The sequence below is a fragment of the bacterium genome (assembly GCA_035308905.1).
In the GTDB taxonomy this organism is placed as follows: Bacteria; Sysuimicrobiota; Sysuimicrobiia; order Sysuimicrobiales; family Segetimicrobiaceae; genus DASSJF01.
Window position 1 is genome coordinate 46,627 of sequence record DATGFS010000004.1, and the last position, 18,872, is coordinate 65,498.

The window sequence follows — 18,872 nt, forward strand, 5'->3', positions numbered from 1 at the left end:
CCGTCACGCGGTCTGTCCGCGGCTGGCCACAACCGCGGGAAACTCGGCCACGACCTCGGTCCCGCCCTCGGGCCGCGAGGCGATCCGCACCGTCCCGCCGAGAGCGGCGGCGCGCTCCACCATGCCGCCGAGGCCCACGCCGACACGGCCGCGCCGCTCCGGGGGCGCGGCCCCGGCCGTGAGCCCCCGCCCGTTGTCCCGAATCCGCATCAGCAGGCGGTCGCCGGTGCGGGACAGGTCCACGTCCACCCGGGAGGCGCCGGCGTGCTTGACGGCGTTCCACAGCGCCTCCTGGGCGATTCGGAACACCGTTGTCTCGAGCGTCGGGTCGAGGCGCCCGCTGCCGAGCCGTTCGCTTAGGGTGACCTCGAGCCCGCGGGAGGCGATCTGGCTCTGCGTATACCACCGCAGCGCCGGCACAAGGCCGAGATCGTCGAGAACCGCGGGCCGAAGGTCGTAGATCAGCCCCCGGACCGCTTCCACCGTCCGCGCCGCGAGACGGCGGAGGCGCGCGAGCGTTTCCTGGGTCACCGGCGTGCCGCGGGCGTTCTCGAGCCGCGCCGCCTCGAGCTCCAGCATCAGACCGGCGAGGGACTGGCCGGCCTCGTCGTGCAGTTCTCGCGCGATGCGCTTGCGCTCGTCCTCCTGCGCGCTGAGGAGCCGGCGGATCAGGTCGGTGCGGTCGAATTCCTTGTCGCGCAGCTCGTCGAGCAGCTGCGCTTTGTCCATCGCGAGGCTGACCTGCGCGCCGATCGCGGATATCAACGACAGCTCCCGCCGCGTCGACAGCCGGCCGGACGGTAGGACGAGGTTGAGCACGCCGGCGGTACGAGCGCTGCGGAGGGGCACGCTCGCGTGGCGCAGTGTCGTGCCCGTACTGGTGAAACGGTCGCAGTCCACCACGCTGCCCTGCGCGGGCAGCCGTCCGGCGCGGAGGAGCTCGAGGCACCGGCACGAGCCCGTTGCCGCTCCCTGGCCGTTGCGGGCGAGGGGACCCGAGAGCCCGAAGGCGGCCGCGGTCTCGTACCGGCCGCCGCGCTCGAGGAACACCCAGCCCGAATGCGACTGCACCATCACACCGGTGGCCCGCAGTACGTCGGTCAGCATGTCGCTCACGTGGCCGGCCTGGTGCAGCGCCGCGCTGATGCCGCTCATCACTTCGAGCGAACGCTGCCGTTCGAGCGACCGCAGCTGCACGCCCGTGCCGAAGGTCGCCGCGCAGACCGCGCCGATCAGCTCCGAGATGCCGGCGTCGGCGGTCGTGCGTGGAAGGAACGACCAGCCGGCGAAGTTGATGCCGATCGCGACGAGCGCGATGAAGATCAGCCGGATAGCGGTGTCGCCGGCCGTCCCCTCCGCATGGTAGTAGCCGCGGCCCGCGAGGACGAACGCGAACGCCGCAGCGAGCCCCGCGACGGCGCGCGCCGCGCCCGCATGTCCGGGGCCCAGCGCGATGAACAGAGCGGCGGCCGTCAACAGGCCGCCGTAGCCGATGGCGCCGAGCAGCACGGTGTCCCGGGCGTTGGGGTCGCGCGCGACCGACCCGGTGAGAAAGCAGCCGGCCGCGGCGAGGATCAGAATACTCGGAACGAGGGCGAACGGCGCCGGCACGGCCCTCGATACGAGCGCCAGTTCGGTCGCCGACCGCGCCGCCAGCGCGGCGGTGCCGGCAGTCCACCAGATCACGTACGATAGGCGGGTCTCCACGTACTTGCCGAGGAGCAGCAGCACGATGGCGACATGGATTCCCACGGCAAAATCCAGCATGAGGACCGGCATGCCCAGTCCGCCACCCCCGTCAGGTCCCAGGGACCCTTCTAACCGCTTCATTCCCCGCCGCAGCCCGGAATAATCTCCGGCCGGAGCGGAGGGGACCCTCGCGCCCCCCGGCTCGCCCGGCGGGCCCTTTGGCCGCATCGGGTCCAGACCCGATTTCGGCCCCAATAGGGCCCTCGCCCGATTATCTCCGGAGCCCGCTGCTGGTAGAGTCGCGGTGAGATGTTGAGGAGCACGGACCGAGTGATGCTGACGATCATCTACGGAGTACCGTTCGCCTTGCTGTCGGTAGGGTTTATGGGGTTCCTTCGACTCGCTGCTACCCGCCGGCATAACCTCCACCACTTGTCGAGACGGAGACTGTCAGGCCGGGCCTCGTAACGGGGGGAAACGAGGCTCGGTCCGTTTGCCGGCCGGCGCTCACAGAGCGCCGGCCGGCTGCGTTTATGGGCACGACACACAGAAGGAATGCCCCGTCGTCCGCCCAACGTTGTTCCGAGAGGAGGTGATGAGCATGGATTCGCCGGTCGAGCATGGGCACGCCACCCCGCGGCACGCTACCCCGCCCCGCGAAGACGGTAGAACGGCGGAGAAGCCGCTCCTGCTCTACGAGGTCAGAGACGGGGTGGCCGTGCTCACCCTCAATCATCCCGAGCGGCGCAACGCGCTCTCGCGCGCGATGCTCCAGGACCTGAAGCGGTCCCTCGACCGGGCGGCGGCCGACGACCAGGTCCGCGCCGTCGTCATCCGCGCGGTCGGGCCGGTCTTCAGTTCCGGCCACGACCTTCGCGAGCTCGTCGGACAGCCGGAGGCGGACGTCTCCGCGCTCTTCGACGTCTGTACCGACGTGATGGAGACCGTGCGGATGCTTCCGAAGCCGGTGATCGCGCAGGTGCACGCGCTCGCCACCGCGGCCGGGTGCCAGCTGGTCGCGACGTGCGATCTCGTGGTGGCGTCGGAGAACGCCACGTTCGCCACCCCCGGAGTCAAGAACGGTCTCTTCTGCACGACCCCCGGGGTGGCGGTCGCGCGCGCGGTCGGGCCGCGCAAAGCAATGGAAATGCTGCTCACCGGCACGCCGATCAGCGCCGAGGAGGCCCGGCGGGCCGATCTGGTCAACCGGATCGTTCCCGCAGACCGGCTCGAGGAAGAGACGATGGCCCTCGCCCGGCAGGTGATCGCGGCGAGCGCCTATACGCTCGCCATCGGCAAGCGGGGCTTCTATCAGCAGATCGCCAAGGACCGGCCGGAGGCCTACGCGGTCGCCCAAAAGGTGATGGTCGAGAACGCGCTGGCGCCGGACGCGCAAGAGGGGATGCGGGCGTTTCTCGAAAAGCGCCCGCCGCGGTGGCGCCATTAGCGCTGTGACGCGACGGGCCGCCGCGCTGGCGGCGGGGATCGCAATCGGCACGATCGTGGGCATCTGCCTGCCGGGCGATCTTCCGTCGGCAGCCATGAAATTAGAGCCGGCCGGCTTCTCGCTTCGGGCCGCCCAGGCGGCCGTTCGCGCGCCGGACTTCCGCCTGCCGCTGCTCGGCGGGGGCACCACCGGTCTCGGCGCATATAAAGGAAAGCCGGTGATCCTGCTGTTTTGGGCGCCGTGGTGCCCGACCTGCAACGGCGAGGCCCCGGGATGGGAACGGGCGTACGGCGAGGCCAAGGCCAAGGGCGTGGCGATGCTCGGTATCGGGCTGCTTGACGGCCGGGAGGCCTGTCGGGGGTTCGTCGCGCGCTATCATCTCACGTTTCCGAACGCCTACGATGCGGACGGACGCGTGGCGAAGGCCTACGGGTTCACGTATCAGCCGTACTGGGCCCTGATTTCGCGAGCGGGCGTGCTGGTTCGTCATGAATACGGCCCGGCGAGCCAGGCCGAACTGCGCACCACGATTGACACGCTGGCGGAGCGGTAGCGGCGGCCGATGCATCTCTCTTTGCTGATCGCTTTTCTCGCGGGGGTACTCGGGTTCTTCTCTCCGTGCATCGTGCCGCTCATTCCCGGCTATCTGTCCTTTGTGTCCGGCGTGTCGCTGCTCGAGGTCGGAGCGGCGGAGCGGCGCCGGCACGTCTGGCGCGTCGTTGGGACGACGCTCCTGTTCGTGCTCGGATTCTCCCTCGTGTTCACCGGACTCGGGGCGTCGGCGTCTCTGGCCGGCGGCTTCATCCTCGGCAATCGGGAGCTTCTCGGCCGCCTCGGCGGTGCCGTCGTCATCGTGTTCGGCCTCATCATGCTGGGCGTGATTCGCGTGCCGGGGCTGTCCCGCGAGCGGCGCTTTGCCGTTGCGGAGCGGCCGGCGGGACTCGCCGGGATCGTGCTCGTCGGCATGGCGTTCGGCTTCGCCTGGACGCCCTGCGTCGGACCGGTGCTCGGGGCCATCCTCACGCTGGCCGCAACCACCGCCCGTGCCGCCGACGGCGCGCTGCTGCTTTTCGCGTATTCCCTCGGTTTGGGGCTGCCGTTTCTCGTCACCGCCGCGCTGCTCACGAGCGCGTTCGGCGCACTGCGCGCGATCGGGCGCTACGCGCACGCGATCGAAGTCACCGGCGGGGCGTTCCTCGTCGTGATGGGCGCGGCGCTGCTGTTCGATTGGATCTACCGCCTCAACGCGTGGATCCTTCAAGTGTTTCCGGTCCGGCCCGCGCTCTAAGCCCCCCGCAGCAAAGGACTCACCGCCCGTCGCTTCGTAGCCATAGCGTGTGGGCGACCCGGTCGGAACAAGGGGGCCGCAGTGACCGATGATCGCTCGGCAGGCGCGTCCGCGCCGGCCGACGTGCGACCGGCAACCATGAAGTTTGAGCCCGCGGCCACGTCGTGGATCGGGAAGAGCGTGCGGGCGCGCGAGACGCTGCGGCCGATTCGCGGCCTCGCCCACTACGTCGACGACCTCGTGCTGCCGGGCGCGGCCCACCTCGCCGTTGTTCGAAGTCCCGTCGCCCACGCGCGCATCCGCCACATCTCGACGGAGGCGGCGCGCCGGGCGCCGGGCGTGCTGGCGGTCGTCACCGGGGCCGACCTGGCCGGCCGCACCGAGGGCTTCCCGGTCAACGTCCAGGAGGGCGCGAAGGTAACGGCCGTGCCGCTCCGCGCGCTCGCGACCGGCACCGTCCGATACGCCGGCGAGCCGGTGGTCGCGATCGCCGCGGAGACGCTGGCGGCCGCGCTCGACGCCGCGGCCCTCGTGGAGGTGGCGTACGAGGACCTGCCGGCGGTCACCGACCTGCGCGCGGCGCTCGGCGGACCCGTCGCGGTGCACGACGCGGCGCCGGACAACGCGCTCCTCCGCTGGCGCCGCACGCACGGCGACGTCGACGCGGCGATGGCGTCCGCGGCCCACGTCGTGCGGGCGCGGTTTCAGATTCCGCGTATGGCCGGCGCGCCGATGGAGCCGCGGGGCGGAGCCGCGGCCTATGACCCCGGCACGGACGTCCTCACGGTGTGGTGCTCCACGCAGGATCCGCACCGGCCGCTCGCCCAGTTGAGCAGGGTGCTCAAGCGGCCGGAAGACCGCCTCCGGATCATCGTGCCCGACGTCGGAGGCGGCTTCGGGGTGAAGGGGAGTCCCGCGCCCGAGGTCGCCGTCGCGGCGCTCCTGGCGATGGATCTCCGCCGCCCGGTCAAGTGGATGGAGACGCGCCGCGAGAACTTTCTCTCGAACTACCAGGCGCGCGGCATCGACGCCGACGCGGAACTGGCGCTCGATGCGGACGGCCGGTTCCTCGCCCTGCGCGCGCGCGTGCTCGCCGATCTCGGCGCCTACATGTACCCGGCGACGACGACCGTGCCGCTGACCGCGGCGATTTTGATGGTGAACACCTACACGACGCCCGCCGCGGACGTCGAACTGATCGGCGTCGCGACGACCAAGCCGCCCACCGGGCCGTACCGCGGCGCGGGACGGCCGGAAGCGGTGTACATCATGGAGCGCCTCGTCGATCTGGCGGCGCGCGAGACGGGCGTCGATCCTATCGAGATCCGGCGGCGCAACTTCATCGCCCCCGACCGGTTTCCGTACCGCACGCCCCTCGGCTGGGTGTACGACTCCGGCCAGTACGAGTTGTGCCTGGACCGCGGACTCGAGGCGATCGGATACGCGCGCTGGCGGCGGGAGCAGGCGCGCGCGCGCGCCGAGGGACGGCTCCTCGGCATCGGCGTCGCCGCCTACGTCGAGCGCGCCGGCACCGGCCTGTGGGAAGCCGCGGCGCTGACCGTCGCGCCCGACGGCCGCGTCGTCGTGCGCATCGGGTCGACGCCGCAGGGGCAGGGCCACGAGACGACGTTTGCGCAGATCGCGGCCGACGCCCTCGGCGTGCCGCCCGAGGCGATCACGGTCGAGCACGGCGATTCCGCCGTGGTCCCCCGCGGGATGGGCACGTTCGGCAGCCGGTCCATCACGGTCGGCGGCTCCGCGCTGTGGGTCGCGGCGCAGAAGGTCCAGGACAAAGCCACCAGGATCGCGGCCCACCTGCTCGAGGCCGCGCCGACCGATCTCGTCCGCGACGGAGACCGCTACGCCGTTCGCGGCGCGGCCTCCCGCGGCGTCTCCTTCGCCGAGGTGGCGGCGGCGGCGTACCAGCCGGGCCGCCTGCCGCGCGACATGGAGTTGGGGCTCGATGCCTCGGCGACGTTCTCGCTTCCGAGCCCGGTGTTCCCGTCCGGCGCCTACGTCGCGGTGGTTGAAGTCGAACCCGAAACGGGCGCTGTTCGCATCCTGGCGCTCGTTGCCGTCGACGACGGCGGCCGGATCGTCAATCCGTTCCTTGCCGAGGCGCAGGTCATCGGCGCCGTCGCGCAGGGGATCGGCGAGGCGCTGCTGGAGGAGTCGGTCTTCGACGAGACGGGCCAGCCGCTCACGACGACCTTCGGGGAATATGCGATGCCGCGGGCGGCAAACACGCCGGCGGTGCACGGTGTGTTCGTCGAGACCCTGTCGCCGTTCAATCCGCTCGGCGCCAAAGGCGTCGGCGAGGCGGGGGCGATCGCCGCGCCTCCGGCGGTGGCGAACGCGGTGATGGATGCCCTGGCGCCGCTCGGCATCCGCCACCTCGACCTGCCGCTGCGGCCCGAACGGATCTGGCGGGCGATTCGGGACGCGAAGAGCCCCGCAGGCGAGAGTTTCCATGAACGCTGAGCGGGGGAGAGAACGATGCTCGACCACATTATTCTAACCGTCAGCGATATCAAACGTTCGCTGGCCTTCTATGAGGCGGCCTTGAGGCCGCTTCATATCAAATTCTTCATGCCGTACAAGGGCGAAGACGGTCATCCCGATCTGTGGGGATTTGGTGACGGCAAGAAGGCGATCTTCTGGATAAAGCAAGGGAAGCCTGATCCAACAGCCATTCACTGGGGTTTCGCGGCCGAAAATAGAAAAAAGGTCGATGAATTCTACGAGGCCGCCATGTCCGCTGGCGCCAGGGACAACATTTCTCCCCGCGCACGCCTGGAATACTATCCGGGATACTATGCCGCCGATGTATTCGACCCCGACGGGTATTCGTTCGAGGTCGTACATAAGAGCGAGCGCTGAAGCCGTGGCCGCCGGGCGACCAATTGGGGGTGGGGGATGAAACGGCATCTGGCACTCATCACCGCGTTGGTGGTTGCGATGCTCGGCGCCGCCGCCGTCCCGCCCGGGACCGCGGCCCCCCAGTTCCCGCCGCCGGGTCCGCGCGACAAGGTCATCTTCGGACAGCCGACGGCTCCCCCGAACGTGGTGCACTCACCCGTGGAATTGGCGAAGGCGTTCGGGTTCATGGACAAGTTCAACGTGGACCTGTCCGTGCTCGACTTCGACGGCTCCACGCGGGCGCTGACCGCCGCGATCGCAGGCGGCGTCAACGTCGGGCTGATCGACTGTCAGGTCGCCAACGGGAACGGCGTCCAGATCGCGGCATTTTACGCCCCGGCGCCGCGGACCGACTTCGTCCTGGTCGCGCGCGACACCATTAAGACGCTCCAAGACCTCAAGGGACGCAAGATGGGGCTCTCGGGCGCCCCGGGCGGGATCATCGACCGGATGAACCGCGCCATCCTGGCGACGGCGGGCCTGCGGGCCGAAGACGTGAACTTCGTGCCGACGACGACGGCCGGCCGCGTGGCGGCGCTGGTTACAGGACAGAACGACACGGCGCTGTTCCACCTGGAGCAGGCGAGCAAGGTCCTGCGGACCCAACGAGGGTTCCACGTGCTGTACGACTTGTACAAGGCACTGCCGGACTATGAGTACAATGTCTACTGCGGGCTCCGGCCCTGGGTGCAGGCGCACCGCGGGGCCGTGGTCGACATGACGGCGGCGACCATCCTCGCGGTGCGGTACGCGTACACGCATCGCGTCGAGGCGATCAAGGCGATCACGGACATCACACACGAGGATCCCGAGGACGTCGCCTACGCTTACGGCAAGATCGTCACCGGCTGCATCTGGGCCCGCAACCTCGGCCTCGATCTCAAACGGCTCGACTGGACGACGCAGTTCGAGCATCAGGGCGGCAACCTCCGGAACGTCTACGATGCCCGCCAGATCGTGGATATGGGCATCGCCAACGAAGCGCTCGCCAAGGCCGGCGGCGCGATCCCCGTTCCCGAGGGCTGCGAGTAGGCCTCGGGCTGCCGCCATCGCAGGCCGCGGTCATGCCTGACGAGACGATCCGGTACGTGGGCCGGACCTGGGAGCCGCGGCTCGTCGCGAACGGCGTCGATCCGAGCGACTACCGCCGCGTCGTCGGCGGGCTCGAGACGTGGGATCAGTGGTACGGTGCGTGGATGGCGCTCGGCCGGACCCATGAGGGCCTCGCGCGCGACGCCGAATCCGCCGGACTGGCTGTGACCGCCGGGGAGGCGTACTACCGCGCGGCGCTCGCCTACCACTTCGCCGTATTCAGCTGGACGGACCATCTCGACGAATACACCCGCGGGCACGAGCGCTGCGTCGGCTGCTACGCCCGCGCGCTCCCCTCGCTCGATCCGCCGGGCGAGCGGGTCGAGTTTCCGCTGGAGGCGGTCCGGATCCCCGCCTACCTCCGGCGGCCTGCCGGAGCCGGCCCCGCACGTCCGCCCGTCGTATTGTTCCTGTCCGGTCTCGACTCGGTGAAGGAAGAGCATGCCACCTTCGAGCGGTTCTTCCTGCGCCGGGGGCTCGCCACGCTGACCCTGGACGGGCCGGGTCAGGGCGAGACGTGGTACCGGATGAAGATGCGGGTCGACTGGGAGGTCACGGCGGCGGCGGCGATCGACCATCTGCTCGCACGGGACGACGTCGACGGCACGCGGGTCGGCGTGTGCGGGGTTAGCCTCGGCGGGTATCTGGCGCCGCGCTGCGCCGCGTTCGAGCCGCGCCTGCGGGCCGTCGCCTCGTGCGGGGGGCTGCACAGCCTCGAGGAGGGGCGTCTGCACCGCGGGCTGCATCTCGCGCGGTGGCTGCACATCTGGGGCGCGCGCGACCCGTCCGACCTCGCGGCGCGCAGCCGGGGCGCGACGCTCGCGGACTGCGCCGGCCGTATCACGGCGCCGCTGCTCGTCGTGCACGGGGCGCAGGACAACCTCATCCCGCCGGACGACGCCTACCGCACGTACGAGCGGGCGGCCGGGCCGAAGCGCTGGGTGCTGTATCCTGACGGCAACCACGTCTGCAACAACATCGCCTATAAATACCGGCCGCTCGTCGCCGACTTCATGGCGGAGCACCTGCGGTGAAGACCAAGATCCAGATCGACAACGCGTGCCGCATGTTCGCCGGCGGGACCGTCAGCGCGTTCGAAGGGCTGTCGTTCGACGTCTACGACAACGAGATCTTGTGCATCGTCGGCCCGAGCGGCTGCGGCAAGACGACGCTGCTGCGATGCATCGACGGCCTGGTGCCGCTCTCCGCGGGGCGGATTCTGCTCGACGGGTCGGCGGTGACGGCGCCGCCGTCCCGGATGGCGATGGTGTTTCAGCACTTCGGCCTGTTCCCGTGGAAGACGGTGGAGGCCAACGTGGCGTACGGTTTGCGCCTCGGGGGCGTCTCCCGCTCGGAGGCGGCGGCCCGGGTGCGGCGCGTGCTCACGCTCGTCGGCCTGCAGACGTTCGCGGGATATTATCCGTACCAGCTCTCGGGCGGCATGCAGCAGCGCGTCGGGCTGGCCCGGGCGCTCGCGATCGACCCGGAGGTCCTGCTCATGGACGAGCCGTTCGCGGCGCTGGACGCCCAGACGCGCGAAATCCTGCAGGAAGAGATGCTCCGCATCCTCGAGCAGGAACGAAAAACGATCGTCTTCGTGACCCACAGCATCGACGAGGCGCTGGTCCTGGGGGACCGCGTGATCGTGCTCACCGCGCGGCCGGCGCGGGTGCGCGAGGTGCTCACCGTGCCGTACGCCCGGCCGCGGTCGGTCGCGGCGGTACGGGCCGATCCGGCGTTCGGGGCGCTGCGGTCCCAGGTCTGGAACCTGCTGCGGCAGGAGATCCAATGAGCGGCGAAGCGGCGCTGGCCGTATCGGCGCAGCAGCGGGCGGTGCAGGCGGCGGCCTCGCGCCTGCGGCGGCGCCGGCGGCTTCACGACGCGCTCGTCCGCGTCGCCTCGGTCTGTACCGTCCTGGCGATCTGGGAAGCGGGCGCCCGCGCGATCAGTCCGCTGTTGTTCGCGCCGCCGTCCCGGATCGTCGTCGCCGGTGCGGCGATGATCGCGTCCGGCGAACTGTGGCCGTATCTGAGCCTGAGTTTCCGCGTGGCCGCGATCGGCATGCTGCTCGGTACGATCGTCGGCGTCGCGGCCGGGGTCTTGATCGCGCGCGTGCGGCTGCTCGATCTGTCGCTGGAGCCGTTCGTGATCGCGCTGTACTCGACGCCGATGGTGGCGTTGATCCCGCTCGTCGTCATCTGGGCCGGGTTCGGGGACTCCGGCAAGATCGTCGTGATCTTTCTGTTCGCGGTGTTTCCGGTGCTCCTGAACACATATCAGGGCGTCCGCGGGGTCGACGCGCGGCTGCTCGAGGTCGCACGCTCGTTCCGCACGTCGGAACGCGCGTTGTGGGGCGACGTGATCCTGCCGTCCGCGCTGCCGTTCATCGTGGCCGGGGTGCGCCTCGCGCTCGGCCGCGCGCTCATCGGCATGGTGATCGCCGACCTCTACACGTCGGTCTCCGGCATCGGCTATCTGATCGTGCGCTACGCGCAAAACCTGCAGATCGACCGGCTGCTGGTCCCGGTCGTGATCCTGTCCATCACCGGCGTGACGCTCGTGCAGGCGCTGCGCTGGGTGGAGATGCGGATCGCGCCGTGGCAGTTTGCCGGGCGCGACGACTGAAGGAGGTCGCATCCGGTGTCGTCCGACGACTTCGAGGCGGTGCGCGGCGCGCTCGACAGCGGCGCGCATTTCGGCCGGCTCTCCGGCACGCCGTACTACGCGGACGCGGTGTACGATCGCTTCTCGGACGACGAGCAGCGGCGCCGGCTCGCCGCGGTCCGCGCGAAGATGGCCCGCCTCGGCCTGGACGGCCTGGTCGCCTGCGGCGGGCCGAACCACTGGAGCTACGGGGCCGGGGTGTTCTGGCTCACCAACCACCGCGAGTGGCACGCGCTGTCGGTGTACCTGTACGTGCCGCGGGACGGAGAGCCGGCGCTCGTGTACGGGATGGGCGGCACGCACATCGAGGCGACGCGCCGCGCCGTCGCGGTGCGGGACGTGCGCCCGGCGTCCGCCGGGCAGTTCGGCGAGGTGCTGGCGGCCGTTGCCCGCGAGCGCGGGCACGCCGGCGGCCGGATCGGGATCGCGGTGATCGATCCGCGGTACGGCGACTACCTGCCCCTTAACCAGTACCGGCGGCTCGCCGCGGAGCTCCCGGACTCCCGGCTCGAGCTCGTCGGCGACTTCTTCCATGAGCTGCTCGTGATCAAGAGCCCCGAAGAGCGCGCGCGCGTGCGCCGCGCGGGCGCGCTGTGCGTCGCGGCGCTGCGCGCCGTCCGCGACGCCGCCCGGCCCGGCGTCGCCGAGTACGAGCTCAAAGCCGCCGCCGCGTCGGCGATTCTCGCCGGCGGCGGCGAGCTCGATTTTCTGATCATCGGCAGCACGCCGATGGACGAGCCGCGCATGGTGTTCGGGAACCCGCGGCCGTCGGGACGCCGGCTCCGCGCCGGCGATCTCATTCTCAACGAGCTCGCGGCCGGCTACGAAGGGTACACGGCCCAGATCGGCATTCCGATCTGCGTCGGCCGGCCCCCGGAGCGGGTGCGCCGGATGTGGGATGAGATCGTGCGGCCGGGCTTCGACCTGCTGGCCGCGGAGCTCCGGCCGGGGAATACGTTCGAGGCGATGCAGCGGCGGACGAGCGTCTTCCGCGAACGGGGCTATCAGTCCCGTCCGATCGTGATGCACGGCATCGATCTGACGAGCCATCATCCCGACGTCCGCGTCGACGGCGTGCACGCGGACCCCGCGGACCGCGTGATGCGTCCGGGCATGGAGCTGATGCTCGAGCCGAACCCGATCACGGCCGACGGCCTGCTGGGACTGTTCTACGGACACACGTTTCTCCTGAACGATTCCGGCCGGGAACTCGTCACGGACGGCCTCCCGGACGACCTGCTGGTGGTCGAGGGCTAAGTTACCTAGTCGAACGAGTTTTTCGTTTTCGCTCCCGCGCGGGGTCAACGAGGGAAGAGTAAAAGGGGGGGCACTTCCGTGCCGCCCCGTCATGTCATTGTAAGTTTGCCGGAAGTTCTCCCACGTCGCAGCGGACGTAGTGCCCTTGGCGAATCCTGTGACCGGTCAGCAGAAGGGCTTCACGCTCTCCCACTTGGCGGCCGTGGTCGAGTCGACCGACGACGCCATCTACAGCATGACGCTCGACGGCGTCATCCTGACGTGGAACCGGGCCGCCGAGCAGATGTACGGGTATTCCGCGGCCGAGGCGTCCGGCGCGTCGGCGATGCTGCTCGTGCCTCAAGACAGCCTCGACGAAGCGTCCGAGATCCTCGCGCGCCTGCGGCGCGGCGAGCACGTCACGCACTACGAGACGGTCCGGCTGCGCAAAGACGGCCGGCGCCTCGACGTGTCACTGACGATCTCGCCGATTACGGACGCGTCCGGACGGGTCATCGCGGTCTCGGCGATCGCCCGCGACATTACGCGGCGCATCGAAGCCGAGGCGGCGCTGCAGCGCCTCAACGCGGACCTCGAAGAGCGGGTCGCGCAGCGCACGCGCGAGCTCCAGGCGATGAACGAGGAACTCGAGGCGTTTTCATACACCGTCGCCCACGACCTGCGCGCTCCGCTGATCACCATCGCGGGGTTCGCCGAGATTCTCCTCGAGGACTGCGCGGGCGGACTCGAAGCGGATTCACAGCGCCGCCTGCGGCTCATCACGGACAACACGCGCCGGATGGGGCGTCTGATCGACGATCTGCTCGCGTTTGCCCGCCTGGGCCGCCGGCCCCTGACCGAATCCGTCGTGCAGCCCGCGGAGATCGCCCGGCGGGCGTGGGACGAGCTCGACGGCGTCCGGGGCGGCCGGCGCGTCGAGCTGATGATCGGAGACCTGCCGCCGTGCCGGGCGGACGGCGCGCTGCTGCAGCAGGTGTTCGTCAACCTGCTCGGCAACGCGCTGAAATTCACACGGGGCCGGGACCGTCCGCTGATCGAGGTCGGCCGGCGGGCCGACGCCGAGCGCCCCCACGAATACGCGTACTTCGTCCGGGACAACGGTCCCGGCTTCGATCCGCAGTACGCGCACAAGTTGTTCAAGATCTTTCAGCGCCTGCATTCGATCGACGAATTCGAGGGCACCGGCATCGGGCTGGCCACCGTGCACCGCATCGTGCTGCGCCACGGCGGCCGCGTGTGGGCGGAGGGCGACGTCGCGAAGGGAGCGACTTTCTTCTTCACGTTGAGCCGGCCCGACCCGCGCGGGCCGGAGGACGGCTGACCCGGACGCATGGACGAGACCCGCGGGCCCCGCTCCGCGCCCCGCGCCGCGCCGCGGCCGCTGCGCGTGCTCATCGTCGAGGACGAGCCGCCGCACGCCGAGCTGGAGATCGAGGCGCTGCGGCGCGCCGGGTTCGCGCCGTCGTGGATCCTGGTCGGCAGTGAAGCGGCGTATCTCGCCGCGCTGTCCCCCGCGCTCGACCTCATTCTGGTCGACAACAGCCTGCCGCAGTTTAGCGCGCTCAGGGCCGCCGAGCTTCTGCGGCAGCGCGGTTTCGACGTCCCCCTGATCGTGGTGTCCGGCACGATCGGCGAAGAAGCGGCGGTCGCGCTGATGAAGCAGGGTGTCGCGGACTACCTTCTGAAAGACCGCCTGGGCCGGCTCGGCACCGCGGTCGACCGGACGCTCGAAGCCCGGCGCCTGCGCCGGGAGAAGGACCGGGCGGACAACGAGCAGCGCGAGCGCATCGAGCGCTTGGAGGCCGTTCGCGACATCGACCGGGCGATCAGCAGCAGCTTTGACCTGCACACGATCTTCAACGTGGTGCTCGAGAAGGTGACGGCGCGCCTCGGGGTGGACGCGGCGGCGATCCTCCTCGCGGGTCCCGCCGCGCCGATGCTGTCGCACGCCGCGTCGCGGGGATTTCGGATCGAGCCGGGACGGCCGGCCGAGCGGCGATTCGGAGAAGGCCACGCCGGCCGCGCGGCCCTGGACCGCCGGCCCGTATACATCCCGGACCTTGCCGCCTCGCCCGGAGAGTTCGCCGGCACGCAGGTGCTGGCGGAGGGGTTTGCCGCGTATCACGCGGTGCCGCTGGTGGCGAAGGGCCGCGTCGTGGGGGTGCTGGAGCTCTTCCACCGCCGCGTCCGGGTCGACGATCAGGAATGGCTGTCGTTTCTCGAAGCGCTGGCCGCCCAGGCGGCGATCGCCATCGACATCACGGCGATGTTCGCGAACCTCGAGCGCACCAACATGGACCTGGCGCGGGCCTACGATACCACCCTTGAGGGTTGGTCCCGCGCGCTCGATCTGCGCGACCGGGAGACGGAGGGCCACAGCGAGCGCGTCACGCGGCTGACCCTCCGGATGGCGCGCGCGATGAACCTGCCGGACGCCGAGTTGGTGCACGTCCGGCGGGGCGCCCTGCTGCACGACATCGGCAAGATGGGCATCCCGGACCACATTCTGTTAAAGTCCGGCCCGCTGAGTCCCGAGGAACGCGACCTCATGCGCCGCCACCCCGTGTTCGCCCACGACCTGCTTGCGCCGATCGCATATTTGCAGCCGGCGCTCGACATTCCGTATTGTCACCACGAGCGATGGGACGGGACCGGATACCCGCGGGGGCTCAAAGGCACCCAGATCCCGCTGGTGGCGCGGATCTTCGCGCTCGCCGACGTCTGGGACGCGATTCGATCGGACCGGCCGTACCGGGCGGCGGTGAGCCGCGATGAGGCCCTCGCCTATATCCGAAGCCAGTCCGGCAAGCATTTCGACCCTGAGATCACGGCGCTGTTCCTTCGGTTGGTGGACGAGCAGCCCGATTGAGCCGGGGAGCCGGCCGTGTCACGGAGCGGCGCGCGGCACCCGCCGTCTCCGCAGCAGTATCACGGCGGCGGCGGCGGCCGCGAGCACGACCGCGGCGCCGGCGCCGTACGGCAGCCACGAGCTTGACCCGCCGCCCGCCTGACGCGCCGCGGCGAATACGCCCAGCCGATCCGAGGCCGCGAAGATCTGCAGGGCCGCCTGCACGCGCTTCGTGTCGAGCGCCGTCCAGGCGCCGTCGCTCCAGCGGAGCAGGACCGTGGCGTGGCGCGGATAGCGCAGTACCGGGGTGACGGAGCGGCGCAGGGTGATCGGGCCGTCGTTCTGGTAGGTTGCTTCGACGCGATACCCGTTGCCGTCGAACACGAGGCCCGCCGGCGGCGGCGCGACGGCGGCGGGATCCACCGGGGCGATGCGCACGACGGCCGTCGTGACGCCGGCCTTTGGGGCTACCGCGTCGTGCGGGAAGATCACCCCGGCCTGCGCATCGTCCGTCAAGACCGACGCCGAGCCGGAGCCTGTGGGGTTCAACCCAATCTGTCCGGCGCCGCCCGTCGGCGGCTGATTGTCACGCGCGACCTCGGGCGGCGGATGCACCCACCGGTACGGAGCGGGCGGCGCCTCGCCTTCGTACAAGAGGCGCGCCGGGACGGCGCGCCAGACGGCGGGGGCAACGGCGAGGTAGAGCAGCACGGCCGCCAGCCCCCACGCCGCGGCCGCGGTGCGCCGCATCCCGCGAATGGGGCGCTCCGGCGTCACCATGCCGCCTGCAGCACGTTGGCCGCGGCGTGCGTGACCGCGGACGCCGTCCAGCCTCCCGACGCCCACCGCTGCCAGCCGAAGACCAGGCCGGCGGCGAGATCGACCGGCAGCGCCGCGATCCCGTAGGCAGGCACGTGGACCGCGGCAAAGACCGCGGCCGATCCGGCCACGGCGAATGCCGCGCCGTAGATCGAGAGGGCGCCGTAGAGCAGGCGGCGGAACAAGAGTTCCTCGGCGATGCCGGCCACGGCGGTCGCGGCGACGGCGAGCGGCGCCATCTTCGGCGCCAACGGGTGCTGCAGGATGCGCGCGACGGCAAAGGCGGCCACGCCGACGGCGGTGACCGCGGGCCACGCGAGGCGGCCGTTCGGGCCGTCGCGGGCCGATCGGGGCAGTGGCGTCACCGCGCCGATCACGCCGGTGGCCAGCGTGATGGCGACCGACGCGACGGTGGCCGGCGGACGCAGCGCGAGCGCGGTACTGCCGAGCAGCCCGGCGATGAGAGGTAAGAGAACGTCCAACGGGTAAGGACATACAACGCCGTGACGCCGGACTCCGCTTGTCCGGCGTCGATCCACATCGGATGCCGGCGGCGCGTCGGCCGGCACCAGTGCACGCTCGTGCGGGGAGGCGTCGGTGGCACACCTCGGATTCGTCGGCCTGGGGGCCATGGGCGGCCGCATCGCCAAGCGGCTGCTCGATGCCGGCCACCGCGTGACGGGCTACAACCGCACCGCGGCCAAGGCGCAGTGGCTCGCCGACGCGGGACTGCGGCTCGCGCCGTCGCCCCGCGCGGTCGCCGAGGCCGCGGAGGTGACGTTCTCGATGGTCACCGACACCGCGGCGCTGCGCGCCGTGACCGATGGACCCGATGGCATCCTCGCCGGACTTGGACCGGCCAAGATCTACGTCGACATGAGCACGGTCAGCCCGGAGGTCAGCCGTGAGCTGGCCGCGCGCGTGCGCGAGCGCGGGGCGGCGATGCTCGACGCGCCGGTGTCCGGCAGTCTCGTCACGCTCCAGGAGGGCCGGCTTTCGATCATGGTCGGCGGCGAGCCGGAGGTGGTGGAGCGGATCCGGCCGATGCTCCTCGCGATCGGCCCCGTCGTGACGCGCGTCGGCGGGAACGGCCAGGCGGCGCTCATGAAGGTCGCCACGAACCTCAACCTCGGGGCGCAGATGCTGGCATTCTGCGAGGCCGTGCTGCTCGCGGAGAAGGGCGGCATCGACCGCGCCACCGCCGTGCACGTGCTCCTCAACAGCGCGATCGCCTCGCCGATGCTCAAATACCGCGGCCCGTTCGTGCTCGAGATGCCGGACGAGGCGTGGTTCGACTGCACGATGATGCAGAAGGACCTGCGGCTCGCGGGGGAGGCGGGCCGCGCGCTCGCGGTGCCGCTGCCGACGACGGCGATCGCCGACGAATGGCTCTCCGCGGCGCGGGCGATGGGATTCGCAGCACAGGACTTCGCGGCGATGTTCGACGTGCTCGCGCGCTTGGCCGGCGTCGAGGCGCGGCCGAACGGGGAGGGTAGCGATGGGGATTAAGACGTTCGGCCTGCAGACGGTCGACTGGGAAGAGCGGGTCAACTACGAACGCCTCCGCACGGAGCGGCTCGCCCGAGTCAAGCGGTTCCTCGACGCGTCCGAGTTCGGGGCGCTGCTGTGCTTCGACATGAACAACATCCGGTACATCACCGCGACCCACATCGGCACGTGGGCGATCGACAAACTGGTGCGCTTCACGCTCCTGCCTCGCGGCGATGAGCCGATCCTGTGGGACTTCGGATCCGCGGCGCGGCACCATCGGCTGTACTGCCCGTGGCTCGGAGAGCGCTCACGCGCTGGCATCTCCACACTCCGCGGCGCGTACCCCGAGAGCGCGCGCGACGTCGCAAAGAAGATCCGCGTCGAGCTCGAAGCCCGCGGGCTGCACACGCAGCCGCTCGCGGTCGATATCATCGAGCCCCAGGTGTTGTTCGCGCTGCAGGCCGAGGGCCTTCGCATCGTCGACGGGCAGACCCTGATGCAGGACGTCCGCAAGATCAAAACCACGGACGAGATCGCCCTGATCACGACCGCGGTGATGATGGTCGACGCGGCGTACGAAGAGCTGTACCAGGCGATCCGGCCCGGAATGCGCGAGAACGAGTGCGTCGGCCTCGTGGCCAAGGTGCTCTACGACCTCGGGTCCGAGCACGTCGAAGGCGTCAACGCGATCTCGGGCGAGCGGTGCAGTCCGCACCCGCACGTGTACACCGACCGCGTGCTGCGGCCGGGTGATCCGGCGTACTTCGACATCCTCCACGCCTACAACGGCTACCGGACCTGCTACTATCGGACGTTCTGCGTCGGCAGCGCGTCGCACGCGATGGTGGACGCCTACCGGCGCTGCCGCGATTACCTGGACGCGGCGCTCGCCCTGATCCGGCCGGGCGTGACGACCGGCGATGTCGTCCGCGTGTGGCCGAAGGCGGAGGAATTCGGGTTTGCCGATGAAGAGGCCGCGTTCGCGCTGCAGTACGGGCACGGCGTCGGCCTGTCGATCTGGGAGAAGCCGATCTTCAGCCGGCTCGTCTCGCTCGACCACCCCGAGGTGATCGAAGAAGGCATGGTCTTCGCCCTCGAGACCTTCTGGCCGGCCGCCGACGGCTGGTCCGCCGCGCGGATCGAAGAGCAGCTCGTGGTCACGAAAGACGGCTGCGAGGTCATCACGCGCTTTCCGGCGGAAAAGCTGCTCGTCGCCGGCACGCGCTACTGGACCGCCGCGGGGCCGCTCGACTCGACCCGCGAGGCCCAGTCCAACCTGAACCGCGCGGTCGCCCCACCGTCCCCCGCGGACCGGGTCGTCGCCGGCGCGCGGACGGAGGGCCGGGGACGATGAGGCC

At 70.6% G+C, this 18,872-nt stretch carries 17 protein-coding genes; 14 read left to right on the forward strand and 3 right to left on the reverse strand.

Annotated features, from left to right (window positions below; all coding sequences use genetic code 11):
• Positions 1-3: 3 nt before the first annotated feature.
• The gene (locus VKT83_01365; protein HLY21095.1) at positions 4-1,779 is read right to left on the reverse strand and encodes a sensor histidine kinase; all 1,776 of its coding nucleotides are present in this window, start codon (positions 1,777-1,779) and stop codon (positions 4-6) included.
• 511 nt (positions 1,780-2,290) lie between these two features.
• Here VKT83_01365 and VKT83_01370 point away from each other — a divergent pair.
• From VKT83_01370 to VKT83_01425, 12 genes are all read left to right on the forward strand, one after another.
• Positions 2,291-3,136 (forward strand): enoyl-CoA hydratase, encoded by an 846-nt coding sequence (locus VKT83_01370; GenBank protein HLY21096.1) that lies wholly within the window; start codon positions 2,291-2,293, stop codon positions 3,134-3,136.
• 4 nt (positions 3,137-3,140) lie between these two features.
• On the forward strand, positions 3,141-3,689 hold the full coding sequence (locus VKT83_01375) for a TlpA disulfide reductase family protein (protein ID HLY21097.1): 549 nt from the start codon (positions 3,141-3,143) through the stop codon (positions 3,687-3,689).
• A gap of 9 nt (positions 3,690-3,698) precedes the next feature.
• Positions 3,699-4,424: a cytochrome c biogenesis protein CcdA gene (locus VKT83_01380; GenBank protein HLY21098.1), complete on the forward strand. Its 726-nt coding sequence runs from the start codon at positions 3,699-3,701 to the stop codon at positions 4,422-4,424.
• 138 nt (positions 4,425-4,562) lie between these two features.
• Positions 4,563-6,905, forward strand: a complete 2,343-nt coding sequence (locus VKT83_01385; protein HLY21099.1) for a xanthine dehydrogenase family protein molybdopterin-binding subunit — start codon at positions 4,563-4,565, stop codon at positions 6,903-6,905.
• Between the two features lie 15 nt (positions 6,906-6,920).
• Positions 6,921-7,304, forward strand: coding sequence for a VOC family protein (locus tag VKT83_01390; protein ID HLY21100.1), 384 nt, complete (start codon positions 6,921-6,923; stop codon positions 7,302-7,304).
• A 36-nt stretch (positions 7,305-7,340) separates the two neighbouring features.
• Positions 7,341-8,375, forward strand: a complete 1,035-nt coding sequence (locus VKT83_01395) for an ABC transporter substrate-binding protein (GenBank protein HLY21101.1) — start codon at positions 7,341-7,343, stop codon at positions 8,373-8,375.
• A gap of 32 nt (positions 8,376-8,407) precedes the next feature.
• Positions 8,408-9,469, forward strand: coding sequence for an alpha/beta hydrolase (locus VKT83_01400; protein ID HLY21102.1), 1,062 nt, complete (start codon positions 8,408-8,410; stop codon positions 9,467-9,469).
• Positions 9,466-10,227: an ABC transporter ATP-binding protein gene (locus VKT83_01405; protein ID HLY21103.1), complete on the forward strand. Its 762-nt coding sequence runs from the start codon at positions 9,466-9,468 to the stop codon at positions 10,225-10,227. Before VKT83_01400 ends, VKT83_01405 begins: the two co-directional genes overlap by 4 nt.
• A complete protein-coding gene (locus VKT83_01410) occupies positions 10,224-11,060 on the forward strand; it encodes an ABC transporter permease (GenBank protein HLY21104.1) in 837 nt (278 codons plus the stop codon). The genes VKT83_01405 and VKT83_01410 overlap by 4 nt, the downstream gene beginning before the upstream one ends.
• 15 nt (positions 11,061-11,075) lie before the next feature.
• Positions 11,076-12,356: a M24 family metallopeptidase gene (locus VKT83_01415; protein HLY21105.1), complete on the forward strand. Its 1,281-nt coding sequence runs from the start codon at positions 11,076-11,078 to the stop codon at positions 12,354-12,356.
• A 145-nt stretch (positions 12,357-12,501) separates the two neighbouring features.
• Positions 12,502-13,677: a PAS domain S-box protein gene (locus VKT83_01420; protein HLY21106.1), complete on the forward strand. Its 1,176-nt coding sequence runs from the start codon at positions 12,502-12,504 to the stop codon at positions 13,675-13,677.
• Positions 13,678-13,686: 9 nt separating this feature from the next.
• On the forward strand, positions 13,687-15,225 hold the full coding sequence (locus VKT83_01425; protein ID HLY21107.1) for an HD domain-containing phosphohydrolase: 1,539 nt from the start codon (positions 13,687-13,689) through the stop codon (positions 15,223-15,225).
• 18 nt (positions 15,226-15,243) lie between these two features.
• Here the strand turns inward: VKT83_01425 and VKT83_01430 are convergent, their stop codons facing one another.
• Complete coding sequence (locus tag VKT83_01430) at positions 15,244-15,954, reverse strand: hypothetical protein (protein HLY21108.1); 711 nt, start codon at positions 15,952-15,954, stop codon at positions 15,244-15,246.
• A gap of 23 nt (positions 15,955-15,977) precedes the next feature.
• Positions 15,978-16,505 (reverse strand): CPBP family intramembrane glutamic endopeptidase, encoded by a 528-nt coding sequence (locus tag VKT83_01435; GenBank protein ID HLY21109.1) that lies wholly within the window; start codon positions 16,503-16,505, stop codon positions 15,978-15,980.
• Between the two features lie 115 nt (positions 16,506-16,620).
• Here VKT83_01435 and VKT83_01440 point away from each other — a divergent pair, with 115 nt between their 5' ends.
• Both VKT83_01440 and VKT83_01445 read left to right on the forward strand, forming a co-directional pair.
• A complete protein-coding gene (locus tag VKT83_01440) occupies positions 16,621-17,532 on the forward strand; it encodes an NAD(P)-dependent oxidoreductase (GenBank protein ID HLY21110.1) in 912 nt (303 codons plus the stop codon).
• Positions 17,522-18,868: a Xaa-Pro peptidase family protein gene (locus VKT83_01445; GenBank protein ID HLY21111.1), complete on the forward strand. Its 1,347-nt coding sequence runs from the start codon at positions 17,522-17,524 to the stop codon at positions 18,866-18,868. The genes VKT83_01440 and VKT83_01445 overlap by 11 nt, the downstream gene beginning before the upstream one ends.
• The last annotated feature ends 4 nt before the right edge of the window (positions 18,869-18,872 follow it).